At 42.5% G+C, this 22,031-nt stretch carries 17 protein-coding genes; 15 read left to right on the top strand and 2 right to left on the bottom strand.

Annotated elements, in window-relative coordinates; genetic code table 11:
* Positions 1 to 4: 4 nt before the first annotated feature.
* The 9 genes from ISF27_RS11765 to ISF27_RS11805 all read left to right on the top strand — a co-directional run bounded on the left by ISF27_RS11765 (position 5) and on the right by ISF27_RS11805 (position 15,360).
* Entirely contained in the window at positions 5 to 2,416 is a 2,412-nt protein-coding gene (locus ISF27_RS11765; RefSeq protein WP_194611684.1) for a phosphoadenosine phosphosulfate reductase domain-containing protein, read from the top strand.
* Between the two features lie 14 nt (positions 2,417 to 2,430).
* The gene (locus ISF27_RS11770) at positions 2,431 to 6,648 is read left to right on the top strand and encodes a hypothetical protein (RefSeq protein ID WP_194611685.1); all 4,218 of its coding nucleotides are present in this window, start codon (positions 2,431 to 2,433) and stop codon (positions 6,646 to 6,648) included.
* Positions 6,649 to 6,652: 4 nt separating this feature from the next.
* Positions 6,653 to 8,968: a BREX-4 system phosphatase PglZ gene (gene pglZ / locus ISF27_RS11775; protein WP_194611686.1), complete on the top strand. Its 2,316-nt coding sequence runs from the start codon at positions 6,653 to 6,655 to the stop codon at positions 8,966 to 8,968.
* 15 nt (positions 8,969 to 8,983) lie between these two features.
* A complete protein-coding gene (gene brxL, locus ISF27_RS11780) occupies positions 8,984 to 10,432 on the top strand; it encodes a BREX system Lon protease-like protein BrxL (RefSeq protein WP_194611687.1) in 1,449 nt (482 codons plus the stop codon).
* On the top strand, positions 10,429 to 10,626 hold the full coding sequence (locus tag ISF27_RS11785) for a hypothetical protein (protein ID WP_194611688.1): 198 nt from the start codon (positions 10,429 to 10,431) through the stop codon (positions 10,624 to 10,626). Before brxL ends, ISF27_RS11785 begins: the two co-directional genes overlap by 4 nt.
* 14 nt (positions 10,627 to 10,640) lie before the next feature.
* The gene (locus ISF27_RS11790) at positions 10,641 to 11,756 is read left to right on the top strand and encodes a cysteine desulfurase family protein (RefSeq protein WP_194611689.1); all 1,116 of its coding nucleotides are present in this window, start codon (positions 10,641 to 10,643) and stop codon (positions 11,754 to 11,756) included.
* Between the two features lie 134 nt (positions 11,757 to 11,890).
* Complete coding sequence (locus tag ISF27_RS11795; RefSeq protein WP_207727448.1) at positions 11,891 to 13,399, top strand: ATP-binding protein; 1,509 nt, start codon at positions 11,891 to 11,893, stop codon at positions 13,397 to 13,399.
* 68 nt (positions 13,400 to 13,467) lie between these two features.
* Positions 13,468 to 14,025: an SLATT domain-containing protein gene (locus tag ISF27_RS11800; protein ID WP_194611690.1), complete on the top strand. Its 558-nt coding sequence runs from the start codon at positions 13,468 to 13,470 to the stop codon at positions 14,023 to 14,025.
* A 9-nt stretch (positions 14,026 to 14,034) separates the two neighbouring features.
* Entirely contained in the window at positions 14,035 to 15,360 is a 1,326-nt protein-coding gene (locus ISF27_RS11805; RefSeq protein ID WP_207727449.1) for a nucleotide-binding domain-containing protein, read from the top strand.
* 92 nt (positions 15,361 to 15,452) lie between these two features.
* Here the strand turns inward: ISF27_RS11805 and ISF27_RS11810 are convergent, their stop codons facing one another.
* Together ISF27_RS11810 and ISF27_RS11815 are read right to left on the bottom strand one after the other, a co-directional pair.
* Positions 15,453 to 15,962, bottom strand: coding sequence for an ImmA/IrrE family metallo-endopeptidase (locus ISF27_RS11810; protein WP_194611692.1), 510 nt, complete (start codon positions 15,960 to 15,962; stop codon positions 15,453 to 15,455).
* An 89-nt stretch (positions 15,963 to 16,051) separates the two neighbouring features.
* Complete coding sequence (locus ISF27_RS11815; protein WP_194611693.1) at positions 16,052 to 16,474, bottom strand: helix-turn-helix domain-containing protein; 423 nt, start codon at positions 16,472 to 16,474, stop codon at positions 16,052 to 16,054.
* Between the two features lie 1,145 nt (positions 16,475 to 17,619).
* On the opposite strand from ISF27_RS11815, the gene ISF27_RS11820 reads away from it, so the two are divergent.
* The 6 genes from ISF27_RS11820 to ISF27_RS11845 all read left to right on the top strand — a co-directional run bounded on the left by ISF27_RS11820 (position 17,620) and on the right by ISF27_RS11845 (position 21,419).
* Complete coding sequence (locus ISF27_RS11820) at positions 17,620 to 18,048, top strand: RNA polymerase sigma factor (RefSeq protein WP_194611694.1); 429 nt, start codon at positions 17,620 to 17,622, stop codon at positions 18,046 to 18,048.
* A 163-nt stretch (positions 18,049 to 18,211) separates the two neighbouring features.
* A complete protein-coding gene (locus ISF27_RS11825) occupies positions 18,212 to 18,391 on the top strand; it encodes a hypothetical protein (protein ID WP_194611695.1) in 180 nt (59 codons plus the stop codon).
* Positions 18,392 to 18,505: 114 nt separating this feature from the next.
* Positions 18,506 to 20,377, top strand: a complete 1,872-nt coding sequence (locus tag ISF27_RS11830; RefSeq protein WP_194611696.1) for a recombinase family protein — start codon at positions 18,506 to 18,508, stop codon at positions 20,375 to 20,377.
* Entirely contained in the window at positions 20,319 to 20,738 is a 420-nt protein-coding gene (locus ISF27_RS11835) for a macro domain-containing protein (protein ID WP_328701616.1), read from the top strand. The genes ISF27_RS11830 and ISF27_RS11835 overlap by 59 nt, the downstream gene beginning before the upstream one ends.
* A 45-nt stretch (positions 20,739 to 20,783) precedes the next feature.
* Positions 20,784 to 20,951 (top strand): 4Fe-4S binding protein, encoded by a 168-nt coding sequence (locus ISF27_RS11840; protein ID WP_194611697.1) that lies wholly within the window; start codon positions 20,784 to 20,786, stop codon positions 20,949 to 20,951.
* A 24-nt stretch (positions 20,952 to 20,975) separates the two neighbouring features.
* Positions 20,976 to 21,419: an Rrf2 family transcriptional regulator gene (locus ISF27_RS11845; protein WP_194611698.1), complete on the top strand. Its 444-nt coding sequence runs from the start codon at positions 20,976 to 20,978 to the stop codon at positions 21,417 to 21,419.
* Positions 21,420 to 22,031 lie beyond the last annotated feature (612 nt).

Below are 22,031 nucleotides of genomic sequence, written 5' to 3' on the forward strand. Positions count from 1 at the left end.
CAACATGTACTCATATAACTGGGATCCTGAAACAGGAGGGCTTCTATTAAATAGCTCGCCGCTGAAGTTCAGTAAGGAGCCAAGACCAGTATATTATAAAGAGCTAGATATTCTTGGATTTGACAGATACTGGAATTACGAAAAAGACGACTCTTACCCATATATGTGGGCTGAGGCGAATAATTATATATATAGAGGCAGGCTTGTGGCCAAAACAAAAGGTGGCTCGGTCTATACTGCGCCGGAACTCATTTTGCTTGAAAACCCTGAACCAGATGGTATGCCCCTGCGTTTTGTTGATATTCCGGCTATGGTTTCAAAAAATCAGGAAATTATCGACACTCTCGCACAGGATACGATTAAGAAAATTTACAACACCTATATAGAATACAGTAATAAGGTTGATGTATTTTATGTGGCGTTCAGTGGTGGAAAAGACAGCGTAGTGACACTTGATCTTACGCAGAGGGCTTTACCGCATAATAAATTCAAGGTGCTTTTTGGCGATACTGGGATGGAATTTCCAGATACGTATGAGGAAATGCGATCGATTGAAAATGATTGCAGGGAAGAAAAAATAGAATTTTTAAAAGCAAAATCTCGTTTATCACCTGCTCAAAGCTGGAATGTTTTCGGTCCCCCAGCAGTAACGATACGGTGGTGCTGCAGTGTCCATAAATCTGCTCCTCAGATATTATTGCTCAGAGAATATACAAAGAACCCGAATGTGAGAGGCATGGCTTTTACCGGTATTCGAGGTGATGAAAGCCTATCTAGAAGCGAATACGAAGAAGTAAACGACGGGAAAAAAATAAGAGGCCAGTTTAGTTTTCACCCAATTCTGGAGTGGAATTCTGCTGAGCTTTTTTCCTATATTTATCAGCGTAAACTTCGCCTTAATGCAGCTTATAAAAAAGGAAATTCACGAGTTGGATGCCTTGTTTGTCCGATGTCCTCTGGGAAACATGAATATATGAAGGCAGTATGTTACCCAACAGAAGTTAATTCACTGCTGGACAAAATAAAAGCCACCAGTGGTAAAATAAATTTGACTGAAAGTCAGATGGATGAATTTGTTGATGATGGTCTATGGAAAACAAGAAAAACAGGGCGTGAACTCAATTTCGGTGCCGATAGCCATTTAATTGACATAAAAAACGGAAAAACAACAATTATGGTTCGGCACTTAAATGATCGGTGGAAAGTATGGGCTAAAACAATCGGTGATTTTGTTGAACTTACCCCAACCGATTTTACCATAAATTTTAAGCAAAAGAACTATTCTGTTCATTTACAGACAGAAAAAGAGGGAATACGAATTACATTTCCTCAATGTGGCACTGGAAAGGATGATATTAAATTTATATCGCTTTTTAGAAGCGTAATTGTCAAAAGCGTATATTGCGTTCGCTGCGGCGTCTGCGAAGCAAACTGTACAGCAAATTGTATCGATATGACGAATGGCTTAAAGATATCTGATAGCTGTATCCATTGTTACCAATGCCATGACATATATGAACATTGTTTAAGATATAACTCAATCCGTAATAAAGCTGGAGGGGATCGACAAATGAAAAGTTTAGATAGGTATTTCAGTTTTGGCGTAAGAAAAAGGTGGATTGAGCTCTATTTTCAAGACCGTGGAACAACAGAATTCTGGAATTCGGATGGGCATGGAGAAGTTGCAAACAAGAAGAAAGATGCATTCCTAAATTTTGTGAAGGATGCCGGTCTCGTCACATTTAATAGGCTTTATGGAGACGATAAATACACGAGAAATGAGCCAAATGAATTCGCAGATATTCTTTTTGATTTAGGAAGTGAATCCGACTCTGCTTGGGCTCTTATGCTTTGCAATTTAGCCTATACACCTGAATTTAACTGGTTTATTAAAAGCGTTCCATTTAATGAGAATATAACTCAAGATAGGCTTAAATATATGTTAAATGAAGTCATGACGAACGATACAAAAGGACTTGGGAAAAGAAATATCTCTGATGCTCTTAAAATAATCCTAGTTAAAACACCACTGGGCGAGCCCATTGGTCTTGGTGACTGCGATTATACAGAAAAGGTAAACGCTTCAGGAAACGAGACTGTAACTCTTAATTCATTTCACAGAGGAAGTTGGCATTCTCCTGATCCGAAAGTAATCCTTTACTCTCTTTATAAATTTGCGGAGAATTGCGGTGATTACTATCAGTTTACTCTCGCTCGTCTGCTTGATTTCAGTGTGGACAGCAACGGGGTCAGTCCGGCAGAAATTTTCGGCCTCGATCGAGATATAATGGAGAAAATTATAACCAGCCTTTCGATCAACCATCCAGATTTCCTCACAACGCAGTTTAACTTGAACCTGGATACTATAACATTAAATGCCGAGAAGAGATCCGGCGATGTGCTTGAACTGTTTTAAGGAGGAATCTACAAATGGAAACCTATCGCCATTACTTTGATATAGACCCGGATTATTTTCCGGCAGTAAATGAGAAGGTTATAAATGACAACCCAGATATGTGGAAGAAGTTTTATCCACATAAGACTTTTATTAGCCTACTTAAAACAACTATTAATGTTATTAACCGGAAACAGAAACTTTCCATCTGGGTTGAGGGCGCGTATGGAACAGGAAAGTCTCATGCGGTCCTCACGCTGAAAAAACTGCTAGATGCTGGTAATGATGAAGCAGAAGAATACTTTAACAAATATGGGCTGGACAATGATCTGAAAAACAACTTCAAGCAGATTAAGAGCAGTGGACGAATCCTTACCGTGCATCGGTATGGATCCTCCAATATCCACGGCGACAACGATCTTGTTTTTGCCATTCAGGAAAGCATTGAAAAAGCTTTTGAAAAGGCGGGATTAGAAAATAAGGGCCAGGACTCCTTAAAGGAAGCAATCATCAGGTATCTTTCAGACGACCTTAATAAACAGAGTTTTAACATTCTTGTGACTAAGGGATATGCAAATCTTTTTGGTGGCGATGACGTTGACTCGATTGTAACGAAACTAAGAGAATATTCGGGTGAGTCGCTTCATGCCCTAATGGAAAAGATTTTCAAAGTTGCACATGACCGTCAGATTCGTGCCTTTTCCATGACTCCCGAAGATCTTACTAATTGGATCAAGGAGGTTATTCGGGCTAACAATCTCAAGGCTATTGTTTTTATATGGGATGAGTTTACAGAATATTTTTTGAATAATTCTAGAAACCTCACTGGATTTCAGCAAATTCTCGAACTAAGTGAAACAGAGCCTTTCTATTTTGTCTTGGTGACGCACGTAAGTGCCGGTCTCTTTCCAGAAGGAGACAAGGATTATATCAAGCTGAATGGTCGTTTCGTCGCACCTCACAGCCAGATTTCTCTTCCTGAGAATATCGCATTCCAGCTCATGGGAGCAGCTATGGAGAAAACAAACGATCCTGCCGTTCTTCAGGAATGGGATGATATGCTGGGGGATCTGATTGATCGCACCAAAAATTCCAGAAAAGTTATCGGTAACGCTGCCAGAATTAAAGATGAGGAGATGACTGACATTCTGCCAATCCACCCTTACACCGCCATGCTTCTGAAACACATTTCTCAAGTGTTTGACTCGAACCAGCGAAGCATGTTCGACTTCATTAAAAATGATCGTGGGGATGAAATCAAAGGGTTTCAGTGGTTTATAGATAACTATGGCCCTGATGGTGGAAAAGACAGTGATAACCCTCTGCTAACTGTCGATATGCTTTGGGAATTTTTCTATGACAAGGGCAGAGACAGTCTCGCTCACGATGTACGTACAGTCCTCGATTATTATGAGCGAACTGCGAACCGTGGTCTTGACTCAGAAGAAAAACGCATTCTTAAAGCAGTCTTACTCCTGCAGGCTATTTCTCAACATGCAGCAGATGCTGTTGAAATGTTTATTCCTAACGACAAGAATCTTGAATTATCGTTTGAAGGATCAGATCTGGAAAACAAAGCTGTGCATATTGCTGATAAGCTTGTCCGTGACAAGATTTTATATAAAAAATCTCTTGGAAATGGAAAATTTCAATATAACGCTTATATCAATGAAATAAGCGGCGCTGAACTGGATAAGTTCAAAAAAGAAATAGATAAAAAATCCACATCAGCACTGATCACAGAGCAGTTAAATGACAATTCCACGGTATCAGATGCCCTCACCCTGGATGATGCCGCTCTGAAATTGCGTTACAAAATACAGCCTGTATCCGCAACTGATTTTGATTCGACAATCCGTCGCATGCGGAACTTAGAAGAAGAATCTGTAAGTAAGATCCCAGCTGTTATTTGCTATGCCAAAGACGATAATGAATCCATTCTTCTGGGGAAGAAGATTCAAAGTGCTATTCAAGACGGCTCTTATCATCTGATATTCATAGATGCTACTCTAACGCCCTTCGGTCAGGATGGATACAATCAGTATCGTGATGAAATGGCGCAGTCTATGTACCAGACTGGTAAAGATAACGGTCTCGCCAGTCAGTATGCAAGAAATGCAAAAGAAGCATTAAAAAAATGGAAAGAACGTATCAGTGCGGGGGAATTTATCGTATTTACTGAGAAGAAACCTGCAGGAGAAAGAGCTACATCAAAAAAGTTGCTTGAAAATATTCTTCAGGAGATAGATCACAAAAAATTTCCGGATTGTTTGGAAGCTGAGTACAATGTCCTTCCAACCATGTATACACCGACTAGTTTGAAGCTCGGTGTTGAATGTGGTGTTAACAGAAAAACAAGACAGACATTTTCTTCAGGAAATGTTCACACTAAGTTGGAAACAGCTCTGAAGGATGCGTGGGATGATTCTGTATACTGGGAAACACATCCTAACATCTTAATTTCAAAAATTAAAATTGCTGTGGATAATGAAATTAAGTCAAGATTTCAGAGCGCAGGACGTATTTCTATCCGTGAAATTTATGACTTTCTAAAAGGGTATCCATATGGATTTATGCCTTGTAATCTCTCTGCATTTATTATTGGTTTTGTGCTGAAAGAGTACACGGATGGTACATATTCATGGAGTGATGGCCTCTCGAATGATGCTCTTACACTGGACAGACTTAAAGAAATGATTGATGAGGTGATTAAGTTACAGATCACCCCGAACAATAAATATAAGGATAAATATATTGTTGCGCTGACCGCAGAAGAAAAAGCATTCAATGAGTCCAGCGCGACCGCTTTTAATGTCTCAAAATCTCTCTGTACATCTGCAGAACAGACAAGAGGGGTAATCCGGAACAAGATGAAAGAATATGGATTCCCCATCTGGACTCTGAAAGAGTTAATACCGGAGACTTCTTTCAAAACACAAGCAAGCGTTATTTCATCATTGATTGATGAATATACGGGAATTGCAAATAACGGTAATCTTAGCAGTACAAAAACCGATAGTGATATTGCAAATGAAATCGGGAAACTTTATATTGACAATCCTGATGCTGCAGCAGAATTGCAAGTTTTTCTCACAAAAGATAACTGCACAAGAGGTATGGAAAAATACTTGCAGCGATACGATGCAGGAAAGCTCCCATCTCTCGCCAATGAAATAAGAGACGGTGGCCAGTACATTAATGCAGTGCGCCGTAAATTTGATGCGGATGCATCTACCTGGGTATGGAGTATCGACACGGCAAATCAGAAGATCGAAGAAGTGATTCTCGAATACCAGATTGTGGGTGAAAGCAATAAAATTCTCCCGAGAAACTCTTCTTACGCCGGAACATTGGACGCCTGGATCAGCCGCTGTAATAATATTAAAATAGCCTTTTCTGCTGCAAGGGATTCGCTTGGAGGAATCGAACCGTTTGTTGAGATGCTCTATAACTTGAAGAGAAGTGGTCGACTATCGGATGAACAGCAGAAACAGCAGTTCCTTGATCTGTTGAAGGCAGAAGGTGAAGCCTTTGAGCGCTTTTATAGGAACCAGACAGATTTATTCCAAAAAGTATGCGAATACTATTTGAACGCTTTTGACAATGAAGAGATTCAGGAACTCTTCAATAAGATCCCAAGTTCTGGAACCTTCGTAATGGACAAGTCCGCCTATTTTACTATGGTGGACAATACTGTCAAAGATTATCGCGATTCTCTCGGATATGCACAGCTCAAGAAGTTTTGGAGGGATAAAACCCATTCTGCAACACCAAGAGAATGGTCATTGAAGCATCAAATGCCAATCCTTGCTGTTGTGCCAGCAGATGAAATTACAAAAGCCAGAGATGCTTTCGGAACGCTTAATCGAAATCATCCGGATGCCGCATCTGTAGCAAGAGCTAAAGAATATCTTGAAACAACTGATATCTTTGCCAAATTGAGCGATAATGATGCACTAGATCAGATATTTGTTACAGAAGTCATTGATAATTACGCAGTTTTGCTTACTGATATCAATGAAGTAAAGCAATATCTCACCCAGCGGGTTCCTGATGAGCCTTACGACTGGTTCCAGTCTCCTGTAGTAAATGAAAAGCTGAGGCAAATGGCAGAAGCTAAGTATAATCAGAGCGGTTCAGCAAGGGCATTGAAAAAGATTGATGAAATGGATGTCGATGCTGTAAAGAGGTATCTGAAGGAACTGATTCGAGACAATATGATTGTTGGAATGGAAATCATAAAAGGAAACTGATCTTATGAATTACGAGGAATGTATCAAAAAAGCAAAACGATTCCTTATGAAGGACGACTATCAGCCTTTAATCGTCGATGTTCAGAATGGAGATGATCTTTCCAGACTTCTGACCGAGTTATGCCCTATAACCTCAACAACTTCAGAAGTCATCCCTGCCTCGAACTATTGTTCCAGAGACGGGTTCCCCAAAATCGAAGATCTTCTTCATGATCTACAGACAAAAGATCACAACTGTTTTGTGACCGGACTTTCTTCGTATCTGAGGTTGATTGGAGAGGAGAACTTAACAAGTCGGTTATCTGAAATAATTAACATGTCGACAAATGGGCATGTTGTGATCTTCACTTATCAATGCAGACAGTTTTTGAATATTCGGGATCCGCGTCTGGAACGCCGAATTGCCTTACTTGAAGGAAATGTGACTCAAATTCCGGACATTTTTTTCTGCTCTTCAAACCTGCCACTTCCCGAAAAATTAAAAGTTGCAAGCGGGCTCGAGAATTTTGCTGTTGCCGTAGAGCAGGCAGTTGAACCGAAGGTTTATCTGGTTACAAACAAGACTAAGGAGCAGTTTCCATATGCACTATACAATATTACTAATCTGAATAAGGCCTATGATGTTCTCGCCTTGAAGGATCCTCTTACCAAAAATCTTTCCGAGAGCATGGGCACAGAAATGGAATGGAATTATGCCCTCACTTTAGTCAATGAAAATTCCAACTGGGCGAATGCCATAGATAGCACATTTGGAGATCACAGACGACTCGACATTTTTGTCTCCAGCATCCAAGATATGCAGCTCAATTATAATCGCCTGTGGTTGTACTATATTGCATTGAAACTTTACAGCGTAAAAAACAATTGGTGCCTTAACTATGCAGCCGCGCATGCTTCTACAATAAAGGAAATGGCTTCTAATATTTATCGCGGAATACTCAGCAAGTCTCCCTCCGATAATGACTTCTGGGAATGTTACTCAAGCAGAAAAATCCTGCTCAACCAGATAGGAAATCCATCGGCTGAGCTTGTCAGTTATTGCAAGATCGCGCATGCTAAAGAAGCAGAAGAAATTTACTATTTGACGGACAATACAGAAAAGGAAAAGGAGGAAATATTCGCGTATCTGAATCGTTATGGCACAAAAGAAAATCGAGAAGAGCTGACTAATATCCTTGAAAAAATATATCCTGAATTAGCTGCTTATTTGAAACCATATGATTTCCAAGTCGACCTGCTTAATCATTATTTCTCTGAGTACAAATATCAGAAGGTGGTCAACAAAATCTTCCCTGATTTTTACGATCTTGTGCTTGAACAAGCAAAAAAACGCGATTATATATCCATCCTTCAGCCGAGATCTGCTGTGGTGGAGAATCTTTCAAAGCCAAATGCTTTGCTCTATTTTATGGACGCAATGGGAGTTGAATATCTTGGATATATCCAGAGTGTTTGCAATGATCTCAAGTTAAAAATCAAGATTAAAGTCTGTCGTTCCGAACTTCCGTCTATTACAGAATGCAATAGGGAATTTGTGGAAGGGTGGCCTGAAGACCATATTGTAAACATTAAGGATATTGATGAGGTCAAGCACCAGGGTAAAAACAACTACGACTATTACAAGCATTCAAAACTGCCGATCCATCTGATAAAAGAATTGGAGATCATCCGAGATGTATTAGGAAAGATCAAGGCAAAGCTTCTGAATGGGGATATTGCTGAAGCAGTAATGATTGCTGATCATGGAGCAAGTCGTTTGGTCATTCTCCATGATAGGGAAAACGTTTACGAAATGGCTGAAAAAGGGATTCATTCGGGAAGATGCTGTAAAAAGAGTGAACTAGATGAAAAGCCCGAATATGCTGTTGATGCCGGAGATTACTGGGTCCTTGCAAATTATGACCGTTTCAAAGGAAGCAGAAAGATAGGAGTTGAAACACATGGAGGCGCTACACTTGAAGAGATATGTGTTCCTCTTATTACCCTCACATATTCGGACAAGAGCATTGAAGTTTACATTATGCCGGTTGACTCCCACTTGGATGATATAAATACAATTCCTCAAATTGAAGTCAGTTTCCGTAAGAAGGCAGCAATAAAAATATTCCTCACAGAAGAGCAACAAGATGTCTCTGTCAGAATCAATCAGAAGAAGTATTCGGCTGACCCTATGGGAAATGGATACTATCGGGTAGATATGCCTGATATAAAGAAAAAGGGCACATATTATGTAGATGTGTATTCCGGAGATAACCGAATTGCTGAAAAACTTCCGCTGATCGTGGAACGTGAAGGTCAGAAAGTAAATGATTTGCTATAGGGAGGTTTTATATAAATGGATGACAAGCTGAGAGAATGCTTTGAGGATATGGTAGTATATAAAGATCTTACGAAGAGCAACTTCTTTTCTTCGCTTGGTCTGCCCTCTTTTCTAAGAGATTGGGTACTAAAAAGATTTGAGGATGAAGAAGGAAATTATGATATTGAAGATGTCACCGAATTTGTAAGTACTTATCTCCCCAAAAAGGATGAGTGGTTAAGCATAAAGAATCGGATTACTTATGAGAATGAACGTGTCAAAATTCTCACAAAAATAAGTGTCGATATCGATATTCGAACTGGAGATATTACATTTTCTCTTCCGAATTTTGATCTTACTCATAAAGAAACCATCATAGAACCGGCAGTCTGGGAAAGATATAAGGATGAACTTACCCAAAGCCAGGAAACATGGGGAATTATTGAACTGGGCTACAGGCTTCCGGATGACACGGCAAAACCTAAGATTCCTGGAAAAATCAAGCTAACAGGGTTCACAAGTTTTCGCCCCTACATTGCTGACCTTGAATACTTCAAGGACGCTCGGTCCGAATTCTCGATTTCAGAATGGATCGATGTTTTACTTGGAGCAATTGACTACAATGCGAATGGTTACAAAAATACCGATGAAAAGCTGGCTATGCTAACTCGTCTGCTTCCATTCCTGGAAAAAAGGCTGAATCTGCTTGAACTAGCGCCAAAGGGAACCGGAAAGTCCTATGTATTCGGAAACATAAGTAAATATGGTCTTCTGACTGATGGTGGCAAAATTACCCGTGCAAAAATGTTTTATGATACAGCACGGCACACCCCAGGATTTGTTGTTGGAACAGATTATGTAGCCATTGATGAGGTCAAGCTCGTGACTTTTAATGACATCAACGAAATGCGCTCTATCATGCAGGGTTATATGGAAAGAGGTCGCTTTAATATCGGCGGGTATGAGGGCGAGTCGTCCGCTGGAATTGTCCTTCTAGGAAATATTTCCATCGACAACATGGATGAATATAAGAGTATGTTTACGGAACTTCCTTCTTTATTCCAGGAAAGTGCTCTTGTTGACCGGATCCATGGTTTTATTAAAGGATGGGAGATTCCGAAGATGAGCGACAGCCTAAAGGTTTGTGGCTGGGCATTAAATACGGAATATTTCTGTACTGTGATGCATATGCTTCGTGATGATGCCAGCTACAGGGCCGTTGTTGATGAGCTTGTTGAGACTTCTGAAAACGCTTACGTAAGACACACAGAGGCTGTAAAGAGGATAGCAACCGCGTATCTCAAGCTTTTGTTTCCAAACGTAAAGTCTGTAGATGATATAAATCCACGAGATTTTAATCGCTACTGCCTCCGTCCAGCCATCAATATGCGTAAAATTATATGGCGACAACTATCTATCCTCGATCCAGAATATAAGAACGACGATAAACAGATGCCGACTTTTACAATAAAGGAATTCTCATGAGTTACGAATGCGTTATTTGTGGCAAAAAAAATTTAGATAAAAACACAGTTGGCCTTAACAAGAAGCTGTTAGGCAAGAACATAAAAAATTTCTATTGCATGGATTGTCTTGCTGATTATTTAGAATGCACGGTAGATGATCTAAATGACAAAATAGAAGAATTCAAGGATGAGGGCTGCACCCTCTTTGATTAAGGAGATAAAGCTTAATGATCTATGCAGACAATGCAGCCACAACTAAATTATGCAAGCAGGCGTTTGATGCCATGAAGCCCTACCTCCTTGAACAGTACGGGAATGCTTCACAGCCATATTCATTTTCAAGAACAGTAAAAAAAGCTTTGCAATTGGCTCGTAAAACGATTGCGGATTGCATTGGCGCATCACCTGAAGAAATCTATTTCACATCCGGCGGTACAGAAAGTGATAACTGGGCGTTGAAGTCTGCGATTTTTCTAAAAAAAGAGAAAAACGAAGTCATTACTTCCGAAATTGAACATCATGCTATTTTAAATTCCTGCAGAACCATCCAAAGACTTGGTATCCCTGTACATTACCTATCGGTAAGCAGGAAAGGAATAGTCAGCCAAGAGGATCTCGATAAGGCCACCTCAGATAAGACCGCCATTGTTTCTATCATGTATGGAAACAATGAGATTGGAACAATAGAACCTATTGCTGAGCTTGCTAAAATCGTTCATGCCCATGGTGCTCTCTTTCATACTGACGCAGTTCAGGCAGTTGGCCATATTCCAATAAATGTTCACAAGGAAAATATTGACCTATTATCTTCTTCTGCGCATAAATTTAATGGACCAAAAGGCATTGGATTTTTATATATCCGTAACGGGGTTCATATCCATCCTTATGAAGACGGCGGTTCTCAAGAGAATGGTCTCCGTGCTGGAACAGAGAATATTGCGTCTATTGTTGGAATGTCGGAAGCGTTAAGGTTTAATACTGCCAGAATGAAAGACGTGGCAAATAAACTTCAATCTCTAGAAGACGTTCTTCTCAACAAGTTGCGAGAGAGTAATATTGATTTTATTCGCAATGGTTCAGAATACCATCTGCCAGGAAATGTATGTCTTTCTTTCCGCGGAGCAGATGGAGAAATGCTTCTTCACCGCCTTGATCTGATGGGAATTTGCATTTCTACAGGTTCAGCATGTGACTCTGTACACACACAGGTTTCCCACGTTATTAAGGCAATTGGCGTTCCCGCTGACTATGCCCAAGGGACGATCCGGATTACTTTCGGCGCGGAAAACACGATATCAGAAGCTGTAGAAATTGCTAATGCTTTGAGAAAAATCTTGATATAAAGATAAACGTAAAAGCGAGTGCTTATGGGACGCTATTTGGAAATAAGAAAAAGGAACATTACCGCCTGTTACCATTAAGACGGTGTTAATGACAACAGGTAGCAATAATTTGGAATAAAGCGGGGAAAGCAACTATGAATGGATCGAAAATTACTCCGATGCTGACGCTTGAATATATGCAAACGGAGCATGAGAACAAATATTTTGACCGGAAATCTGCGGCGATCCGTCCATCGGATCTCGCACCGCATATTTCCGGGTTTGCTAATGCCGATGGCGGCACACTGGTTATCGGCATTAGCGATAAGAAACTGACGCTGGAAGGCATTAACAGTATTGGTGAGGACAAGATCAATGAGCTTCTGAATGTCCCGAGAGACTGCTGCCGTCCTATGCCGCAGTACAAGGAAGAGTTTATTGATATCACGAATGAGAAGGGACAACCCGACCGGCTTCTCCTTCTCCACATTGAGAGCAGTCTTGATCAGATCATACGGACGTCCAATGACAAGACGTATCTCAGAATCGGCGATAAAACGCGGGAGATGCTAGGGGATAATCTCCGAAATCTGGAATATGCAAAGGGATCCCGGCATTATGAAGAGGAGATTTGCCCGTATGCCAGGGTGGAAGATCTGGATGAAGAGCTTTTGAAGGCTTATGAGAGGCGTATCGGCGCGGAGGGACTTCCCTTCCGGCAGGTTCTCAGGGCAAGAGGCTTTCTTACAGAGCAGAACGGGGGAGAACGTCTGACCAATGCTGCTGTCCTTCTTTTTGCCAAGAATGTGATGCAGTTCTCGGTTAGCTGCCGTGTCCGCATAATCCAGATTGACGGCAGACAGATGCAGGTGGGGGAGAAGTACAACGTCGTAAAGGATAAGAATATTGATGAGCCGATCCTTCGTCTGGTGGATGATGCGAAGGCGTATATCTCCGGACAATTGAGGGATTTTACGCATCAGAACCGCAAGAGCGGAAGATTCGAGAGCAGTCCGGAATATCCCCGGTTTCCGTGGGAGGAAGGCTTGATTAATGCCATCGCCCATAGAGATTACGCGGCGACAGGGCAGTATATCAAGGTCAGCCTGTATGATGACCGGATGGAGATCGAGACTCCGGGACGGCTTCCGAACATTGTGACCGTGGACAATATCACCTACACACGTTTTTCCAGAAATAAGAAGATCTCCAGAGTTATGACGGAGTTCGAGTGGGTCCGGGAGCTGAATGAGGGTGTAAAGAAGATCTATTCCGATATGGAGGAGGCAGGACTTCCTAAACCGGAATATGTCGAAGGTCCGAACACGGTGACGCTGATTCTCCGGAACAATATCGATGAACGGATGCCAAGCCGGAATAAGGTGTCAGACACAGCCTCCAATAACGCATCCGGGAAGGCATCTGGTGAAATTCTATATCTGGGCTTGGATGAACTGGAAAGAAACATTGTACAGTACCTACTGGAATGTGGACGTCCGGCAAGCCGTTCTGAGATTGCGGAAAATGTCGGAAAGAAGGAGCGATCTGTTACAAACCGGTTGAATCATCTGCTGGACATGAAGCTTATACAGGCAAATGGAAATAAACACTCTCCGTCTCGGACATATAAGTTAAAGGACAACTCCGCATCTGATGCGGAGTAGATGCGAAGTGGATGCGAAGTAAATGCGAAGTGTTGGCAAAGCACAAGTGGTTCGGGAGAGTGAATTTGATGAATAACAACAATCAAATTTTGCTTGAAGAGATCAGGCAAAATTATGCTAGCGTCGTTTGGACACACAAGATTCAGGAAAAGCAGGCTGATATTTATGCCAAAAGATACCGAGTACTGGAAACAATAAATATCCTAATGGCTGCAGCCACTTCCTGTGGAATTATTACGACGATTTTTTTAGACAGTATGACTACAAAGGTTATCACCGCTATTCTCTCATTTGGTACACTTGCTATCACTGCTTATTTTAAAAGTTTTGATGTAAAAAGTATGGAGCAGCAGCACAGAATAGCTGCGAACAGTTTTATCGTCATTAGAGAACGTCTCCTTCACGTGATTGCAAGTCTTCATATGAATGATGAAATTGATGGAATTAGAAGGGACTACAATGACATAATGAAAGATCTGAATAAACTTTATATAAGTGCTCCATCGACTACGGATGCAGCTGTAAAATTAGCAGATAAGGCTTTGAAAGTAAAAGGTGAGTATACATATACGCAGGAAGAGATAGATCGCTTTCTTCCACCTGCATTAAGAGGAGGAATATCTTAGTAAATGTCCTTGGCAAATGATTTTGAGACATTTTGCAATAATATCAAGCAGGATAATCTTTCCGACATGGAAAGAACAGCTGGTGACATTGCTAAGAAGCTCAATAAGCATTATTACGATCTGGACGGCGATGCCGATTCCCATATGTATATTGTTGGATCTGTCGGCAGAAGGACAGCAATTGCTGGAAGCAGTGACCTTGATATTTTATTTGATCTTCCAGACAGTACGTATAAGCAATATGATGCATACGAAAGCAATGGGCAGTCCGCACTTATTCAGGATGTAAAAAATGTCCTTAAAGAAAAATATCCTAACACGGATATACGTGGTGACGGGCAGGTTGTTGTAATAGAATTTAACAAATACACTGTCGAACTGGTTCCTGGATTTAAACAGTCAGATGAAAAATTCAAGTATCCGGATACTCATGACGGAGGAAGCTGGAAATATACAGACCCATTAAGCGAACAGGTTGAATGCGATAAATGTAATTCAGAATCCAATGGAATTTACAATGATTTTTGTCATGCCATCAGGAGCTGGAAGAATACCGTGGGATTGGAGATGGGTGGGCTTCTTATCGATACCTTGGTCTATGACTTCTTTAAGGATAAAGACTACTTCTCAGAAAGCAGTTCAAGTGATTATTTGAGGATTCTGACAGATCTGTATAAATATCTCAAAGATCAGGATCCTGACAGAAGTTTCTGGTATGCAGTAGGAAGCAACCAACAAGTTAACAATTCTGATGATGGAGCCTTTGTTGCCAAGGCGGAAAAGGCTCATAAAAAATTGGATGGCACTGAAAATGATTCGGATGAAATAAATGATATCCTTCGAGAACTTCTAGGAAATGATTTTCCAAAAGCGGAAAGTGAATCTGATGAAAAAGCATCATATGAATCATCTTCCGTAAGAAAAACCTTCAGCAGAGGTGCTTCCACAGAGAAGTTTATTGAAGAACTGGTACCCGTGGATATCAGATATTCACTCCAAATTGATTGCAAAGTAACTCAGAATGGGTGGAGACCGTTTTTGCTACGTACACTTCTGCGGACACCCGGTAGCTTCCTGCGGCATAATAAGCATTTGGATTTTTATATCACGAAAACAAACTGCCCTCGGCCTTATGAGATATGGTGGAAGGTTAGAAATGTTGGAGAGGAAGCCGTAAAGAGAAATATGATTCGTGGGCAGATACTCCAGACTAATAATAGCCATCAGGGTGAGAGTACGAATTTCTATGGCCCGCATTTTGTGGAATGTTACCTTGTCAAAAACGGGGTCTGTGTTGCCAGAGATAAAATCGAGGTCCCAATCGGAATAAACTAATCAGGAATGTGGAAGTGGAATTTGCTTTTGCTGCTTCCGGAGATAGAAAGGGCTTAAGCAGGGAAAGTTTTGAGCCCCCTATCCACTGATCATTATTTTAGAAAATTATTCTCGTGCTCCGGCACCCGGAACGAATACCCTCTGCGGCATAAGTCGCTGACTTTGATTGCCACCAGATTGATGTCGGATTCCATCTCTCCGGCGATCTGATCCACGCTGTAGCCCTGGTAGATGTAGTCCAGGATCATATCATCTGGCAGGGCGACCTGTGCGGCGAAGAGATTGGCTTCAAATTCCATGGTGTTGTTAGTCATGTCGAAGAGCCGGAATTCCTGGAACTGTTTTGCCTGGCGGCGGTGCAGACGGTCGTGGCCAATTTCGTGCAGCAGAACAATCCTGCGCATGCGTTCATCCAGATCTTCCTTGATGAAGATGAAGGGGTTACGCTCAATGATCTTGTAGACGCCCTTCTGCGTTTTGAAAGGTACGTCCATAATTGTAATACCGAGATCCAGAGCGATCAGTTCCGGTTCCCGGCTTCCGGTCCGCCTGACCAGTTTATCTGCACAGCGGATGATCTCATCAGTTGTGTTCAGGATCAAGGTTTTCACCTCCTGTCTGCAATGAACAAATCAAGTGTAGCATATGATCTGTCCGAAAATTAGGACTTGAACAGCGGACTCAACCGGACTCATTTTTCATCGGATGCATCCTGACGATATTTCTTCGGGGTGTATTTTTTATTCCTCTTTTTTGCCTCTACGTAGGCCTCCTGGACTGCGAAAGCCAGGGCATCCATATCTTCTTCCGCCAGTTCACCGCCGGCAAACAGGCCGGTCAGTTCCTGAACGAGCTTTTCCGCTCCCTTTTTTCCTCTGTAACCGAACTGCTCAGAAGCATCCATGACAAAGGCGTCGTCTTCACTGAGCAGATAATTAAGAGGCACGTCAAGTGTCTCTGCCAGCTTCTCATATACTTTTCTTGTTCTGGGAAAAGATTTGTCTGTTTCCCACGAGGTAACCGTTCTTCTGGATACCCCAATTTTGTTGGACAGATCATCCTGGGAAATGTTCAGCTTCTTTCGTGCTTCTCTTACTTTTTCACCGAACGTCATAATTTTGTCACTCCTTTGGTTTGAGCTTGTGAGAAGTTAATATTCTCGTAATTTGGAAGGTGAAATTCTCAAAAGACTTGACACTGAAAAATTGTCTGCGTATAATAACAATCAAGAAGTTCAACTGCTCATATCATAAAGCAAACTTCTCATCCTGTCAAGCCGTTGCAGGTGTGGAATGCAGCGAAAGCTTGAAAATGCAGACGTATGGAATGAACAGCAATCGGCAGCGAGCGGACTTCTCACTGGGAGGTCTGCTGCGGGTCGGAACTGCCGGTCTGATCCCGAAGGTCAGGTGCTTTTCATATATGTATTCCAAAGGTTTCTTTCCCTTTACCGAGGAATACAGCTTTACATTTTGATTCACTGCTTGTAGTGAGAAGGGAGCCAACATTGATTAGAAAGGATTATAAAAGCGGCATAACCACGGCTGTCATCAGAACAGAGGAAGGCGGTGGTGAGAATGAGTAAAGCAAGTGCAGATCATGATTCTGTTACGGTATATTGTTCCTGCGGCCAGAGACTCTTTGATATGGAGAAAACAAATGTAGGTACAATTTCCATCAAGTGTCCGCGCTGCAGAGCGGTAATGGCGGTAACCATGAAATACCAAAGGTACAGCTGCCAGGAAAAGCGCCTGAAGGCCTATACGGATGCCCTTAAGCGAACGAGAACAGAATAGCACGATAGTAATCACGTAACTACCGAGCCACGGATCCGAACGAGATACCAAATTGCCGGAGTTGCCATAGATACACCCTGAGTGGGTGCGTTTGTGGTGACTCCGGCTTTTTTTGCGCGTTTCTACAAGCGGTGCTCATATGTGGCGGACAGATCAGGCGGCATGCCCGCATGGCGAATGGTCTGATCCAGCGCATATGTATAGCGCGACATGAGCAGACGCAGTCTGCGAATGACCGCTTGTATTCATTCGTTGTTTGTCGCCGCAGCGCGTGTCTCCCGGCCAGGGACACAACCCACGTTCTGCGGCGATCCAGGTAAATAAGAAGTCAGCTGATGGGTTTCGGCTGACCACACAAAGAGCGAAACGGAAGATTCCGTGTCGTGTGGTCAGCTGCGCCCGTTTTTTATGCGTCTGCACAGGCATTTTCAGGTCCTCCGTTTTGCGGAAAACGGAGGATTTCATGATTTACAAGTACGAAATGGCATGCAGAGAAGCAGGATTACCGGAGGAGCAGATCGCGGAGATCAGAAGGATGTTCGATGCGGAGTATAAGCGCCTTGGCAGAAGGAAAAAGGCAAAGGAGAAGAGTAACATCTCCTGGATCTCAACGACGGATATGAGCGGATCTGAGTCAGAGACGGATTATGAGCTTGTCGATGAGAATGCGGATGTTGAGGGAACGGTTCTTCATCAGTTGGAGCTGGAGGAGCTGCAGGGATATCTGGAGGAGCTGACGGAAGATGACAGGAAGTTTCTGCTGGCCATGTTTGAGGATGTTGAGAATGCCAACCAACGCATGGCTGAAAAGCTGGGACTGACGATCGGACAGGTCCGCTATCGCAAGGAGAAACTGCTGAAGATGCTTCGAGCAAGATTTGAAGAAGAGTGACAGAAAAAAGTTTCAGCAACCATGATAAAATGCGTCCACATCAAGTAAGTGGAAGGGTATCAAGACTTCCATAACAGCATAGGGGAATCGGCATTGGTGTGGACTTTGCCGGAACCACTTCTATATTTCTGACTACGAGATTATTTGATGGAGGACGAATGATATGGCAGATAAAACGGAACCAGAGATTATCTGTGTAATCCATCCCGGCCCTGATTATGATAAGGCGATGGAGGATATGGTGAGAGCATGGGCACAAATTGTGATCGACCAGATTGATGCGATGCATCTGAGTGTAAGTGAAGTGAAACAGCTTAGAAAGAGCTTCGGATTTGATGATTGATCTTGTTTGATAACTGGTACGAATTATTGGAGGCAGAGGCAGAAAATAGCTGCCTCTGTTCTGCTATCATGATATAATATTGTGTGTATGTACGAATGAAAATAGGAGATTATTATGAAAAAACGCACGCCAGAAGGGGAGGATAACCGAAAAGTTGTGATCTATGCGAGAAAATCGGTTATTACTCATAAAGGCGATTCCATCGCCAACCAGGAAGAATATTGTAAGGAATATGCCAAGCTGCATCTGAATCTTCCGGCTGATTACGACTACGAGATTTACGAAGATGAAGGAAAGAGCGGTTTCTATTCAGATCGTCCGGATTTTCAGAGAATGATTCATGATGTAGAGAAAAAGAAAATCCGGGCTATTGTGTGCTATAAGCTGGATCGAATCAGCCGGCGTATGTCCGATCTGACGGCTATGATCAATTTCCTCAACAAATACGACTGCGCTCTTCTGATCAGTTCCAACAATCTGAATACCCAGGATGCCAATTCCAAAATGATGATTCAGATGCTGGGCATGATCGCAGAATTCGAGCGGGATATCTTAAGAGAAAGGATCACGGATAACCTGTCAGAACTTGCCAAGGATGGCCGCTGGATGGGCGGCACGCCACCCACAGGATTCAGAGCTGAGAGAGCAAAGGTCGGCGTGGGTAAGCGGAAAACCTCTTTCTCTTATCTTGTTGCAGTCCCGGAGGAACGCAAGCTGATCGAATATATTTTTAAGCTGTTTCTTCAGACACGAGCGTTTAATCGGGTCGCCGGCAAGTTAAATGAGGAAGGGTATAAGACGAAGAAGGGCGCTAGGTTCACTCTTCTTGCGGTAAAAGATATTATTCAGAACCCTGTCTATTGTATCGCAGATGAAAAGTCTTATGACTACTTTCTGGATCAGGGAAGTAATATCTGTGGGGAGAAGAGTGACTGGGACGGTGTTCATGGGATCGCTGCTTCCAACCGGAGACTGCAGACCAAGGAAGAAGCGGATGATTCGACCTTCTTCAACCCGAAGTTCGCAAGAAATCTGGAATGGCGTGACATGAGTGAGTGGGTGATTGCCGTCGGACGGCATGATGGCTTTATTCCGTCTTCCGAATGGATCGAAGCACAAAAACTGCGAGAGAGCATCAAGGAACAGTATGACAGACCGCACCGGGCAACGCAGGCGATGTTTGCCGGCCTGATGTATTGCCCGCACTGCAACAGAAGATTGCGTATTGTAACGGAGAGTGGACGATACACCCATGGAAAACCAAGGTTTAAATACGCGTGTCCGAATGCGGTCAGAAATGGAAAATGCACTTTTCAGGCTGTCAGAGGTGTGGAGTTCGATGAATATGTCATTGACTTACTCTGCAACATGACGCAGGATAATCTTAACCTATTCAGGGATATGATCAATCAGCATACCAATGAAATGGTTAAGAATGATGAGAATCTTGAAAATGCAAAGCGGCTGCAGAAGGAACTGGATCAGTTAGATATTGCGATCAAACAGCAGGTTGTATCCCTTCGATCCGCAACGGATGTGACACGAAAATATATCCAACAGGATATGGATGCAATTGCCAGGGAAATTGCCAAGAAGGAAAAGGAACTGAAAAAGATCCAGACATTGCTCTCTGACAGGGAAGAACAGCAGAGGCAATTCGATGAGGTGGCCTATCTCTTTGAACACTTTGGGGAACAGGCAAAGGGCCGCAGTCCGGAAGAAGTGCAGACTCTTGTGCGGAAGATTGTAGAGCGAATCTATATCACTCAGGCCAACAACAAGATGTTCATGCACATGATGATCAAAGGCTGTCTCGATGACAATTATGATGAGTTTTTTGACTCAGATGAGCTCGATAACGACCCGGATGCCTTTCACTATGCCATAATGAGTGATTCGGACAAGTGCAGGAAACATGATTCACACTATGGCAGGTGTAGAACTGCGGGAAACGTGTTATCAGATCATGAAAGCGCAGGGCTATGAGGAAGAGACCGGCGCGGCAAAGATCACGCCGGGATATAACCTTCCCGCGCGCTATGTGATTCATACGGTTGGACCGATTGTGTCCGGGTGGCTCACCGGGAAGGATAAGGAGATGCTGGCTTCCTGTTATCGGTCGGTTCTTTCCACAGCCTCCGGTAATCAGCTGGAATCGGTTGCGTTTTGCTGCATTTCCACCGGCGTTTTTCATTTCCCGCAGGACAAGGCGGCGGAAATCGCTGTGAGTACGGTAAGAGGCTGGCTTGATTCACATCCTGAGACCTCTGTGCGCCGCGTTATTTTCAATGTATTCAGGGACAGTGACCGGGATATTTACCGGGAGATTTTATATCATCGTGAATAAAGACTCAGATATGGAACATCTGATGGTGCCATAGAAGGAGAGCGCATGGACACAAAGGCATATCTGAAGATTCCTGTGGAGGATATTCACTCTACAGTCGTGGCAACGATTGACCTGCCGCGGACGCCGGTGGTTATTGATCAGAACCAGTGCCTTCATTGCGGAAACTGCGTACCGGTCTGTCCTGCCGGGGCAATATCAAAAGTACTGTAATGCACAATAGAAGGAAAATTTTTTATGCAGATATCAACCAAATTTACGATAGCAATACACATTTTGGCGGCTGTGGAGTATTTTGGAAAAAAGGAGAAAGTGACCAGTGATTTTCTTGCGGCCAGCATCGGAAGCAATCCGGTGATCATCCGGAATCTCATGTCTGACCTCAGGAATGCCGGGCTGATTGAAATCAAGAGGGGGCCGGGCGGCATCGCCATCACAAGACCGCTTGAGCAGATCACATTTTATGACGTTTATGAAGCTGTAGAGAAGAATAAGGAAGATCTCTTTCATTTCCATGAGAATCCGAATCCTCTCTGTCCGGTCGGGCGGAATATCCACGCTACACTGTATGACAAATTGCAGGGTGTCCAGCAAGAATTTGAGGAGAGCCTAAAAAAGCACAAGGTCAGTGATGTGATCTCTGATCTTTACAAAGAGATAGAGAAAGCAGGATGTCATTGATTTTCTCGGATTATGGGCCAGTCTTCAGCAGCAAAAATAAGCTGAAGATAGCTCCGCCAGAACCATCAATGTGACCAACAGGTCACTGAAAAAACATCCATCTGAGGCTTTGTCATTGTCGATGTAGTCTCACTGGTGGGAAATTACTATTTGAAAATACAAAATACGGGAAGAAAACACCTGAAAACAGAAGCTGAAGATATACAGAACAGAGGACCTGAGGACAGCATAAACAGCTTGTAATACATGTATTTTCAAGGCATCATGATGTTGTCACCCGTGCCAATAAAATGACAACCAATTTCCAGGTAAATTCATGGGACGGAAGACAACAGTTCGGGAGTGAACTGTTCAGCACGCAAATATAACGTCTATAGACCCCATATCCCTTTTTAATCGAAGAGCTGGAATGATAGTCCGAGCACGAAAAAAACTTATAACCCATGTGGGCGAGAAAACCCACGGTTTCAACCGTGAGGATGATAGCCCACCTCTTTACTTTTTGTAGATAATATATTGAATAATATCTACAAATGTGCTACTATATATTCATGAAGAATGAATATAAACATACAAAAACAACTGTATCATTGATTAACTACCATTTTGTAT

The organism is Clostridium vitabionis (assembly GCF_015351765.1).
In the GTDB taxonomy this organism is placed as follows: domain Bacteria; phylum Bacillota; class Clostridia; order Lachnospirales; family Lachnospiraceae; genus Clostridium_R; species Clostridium_R vitabionis.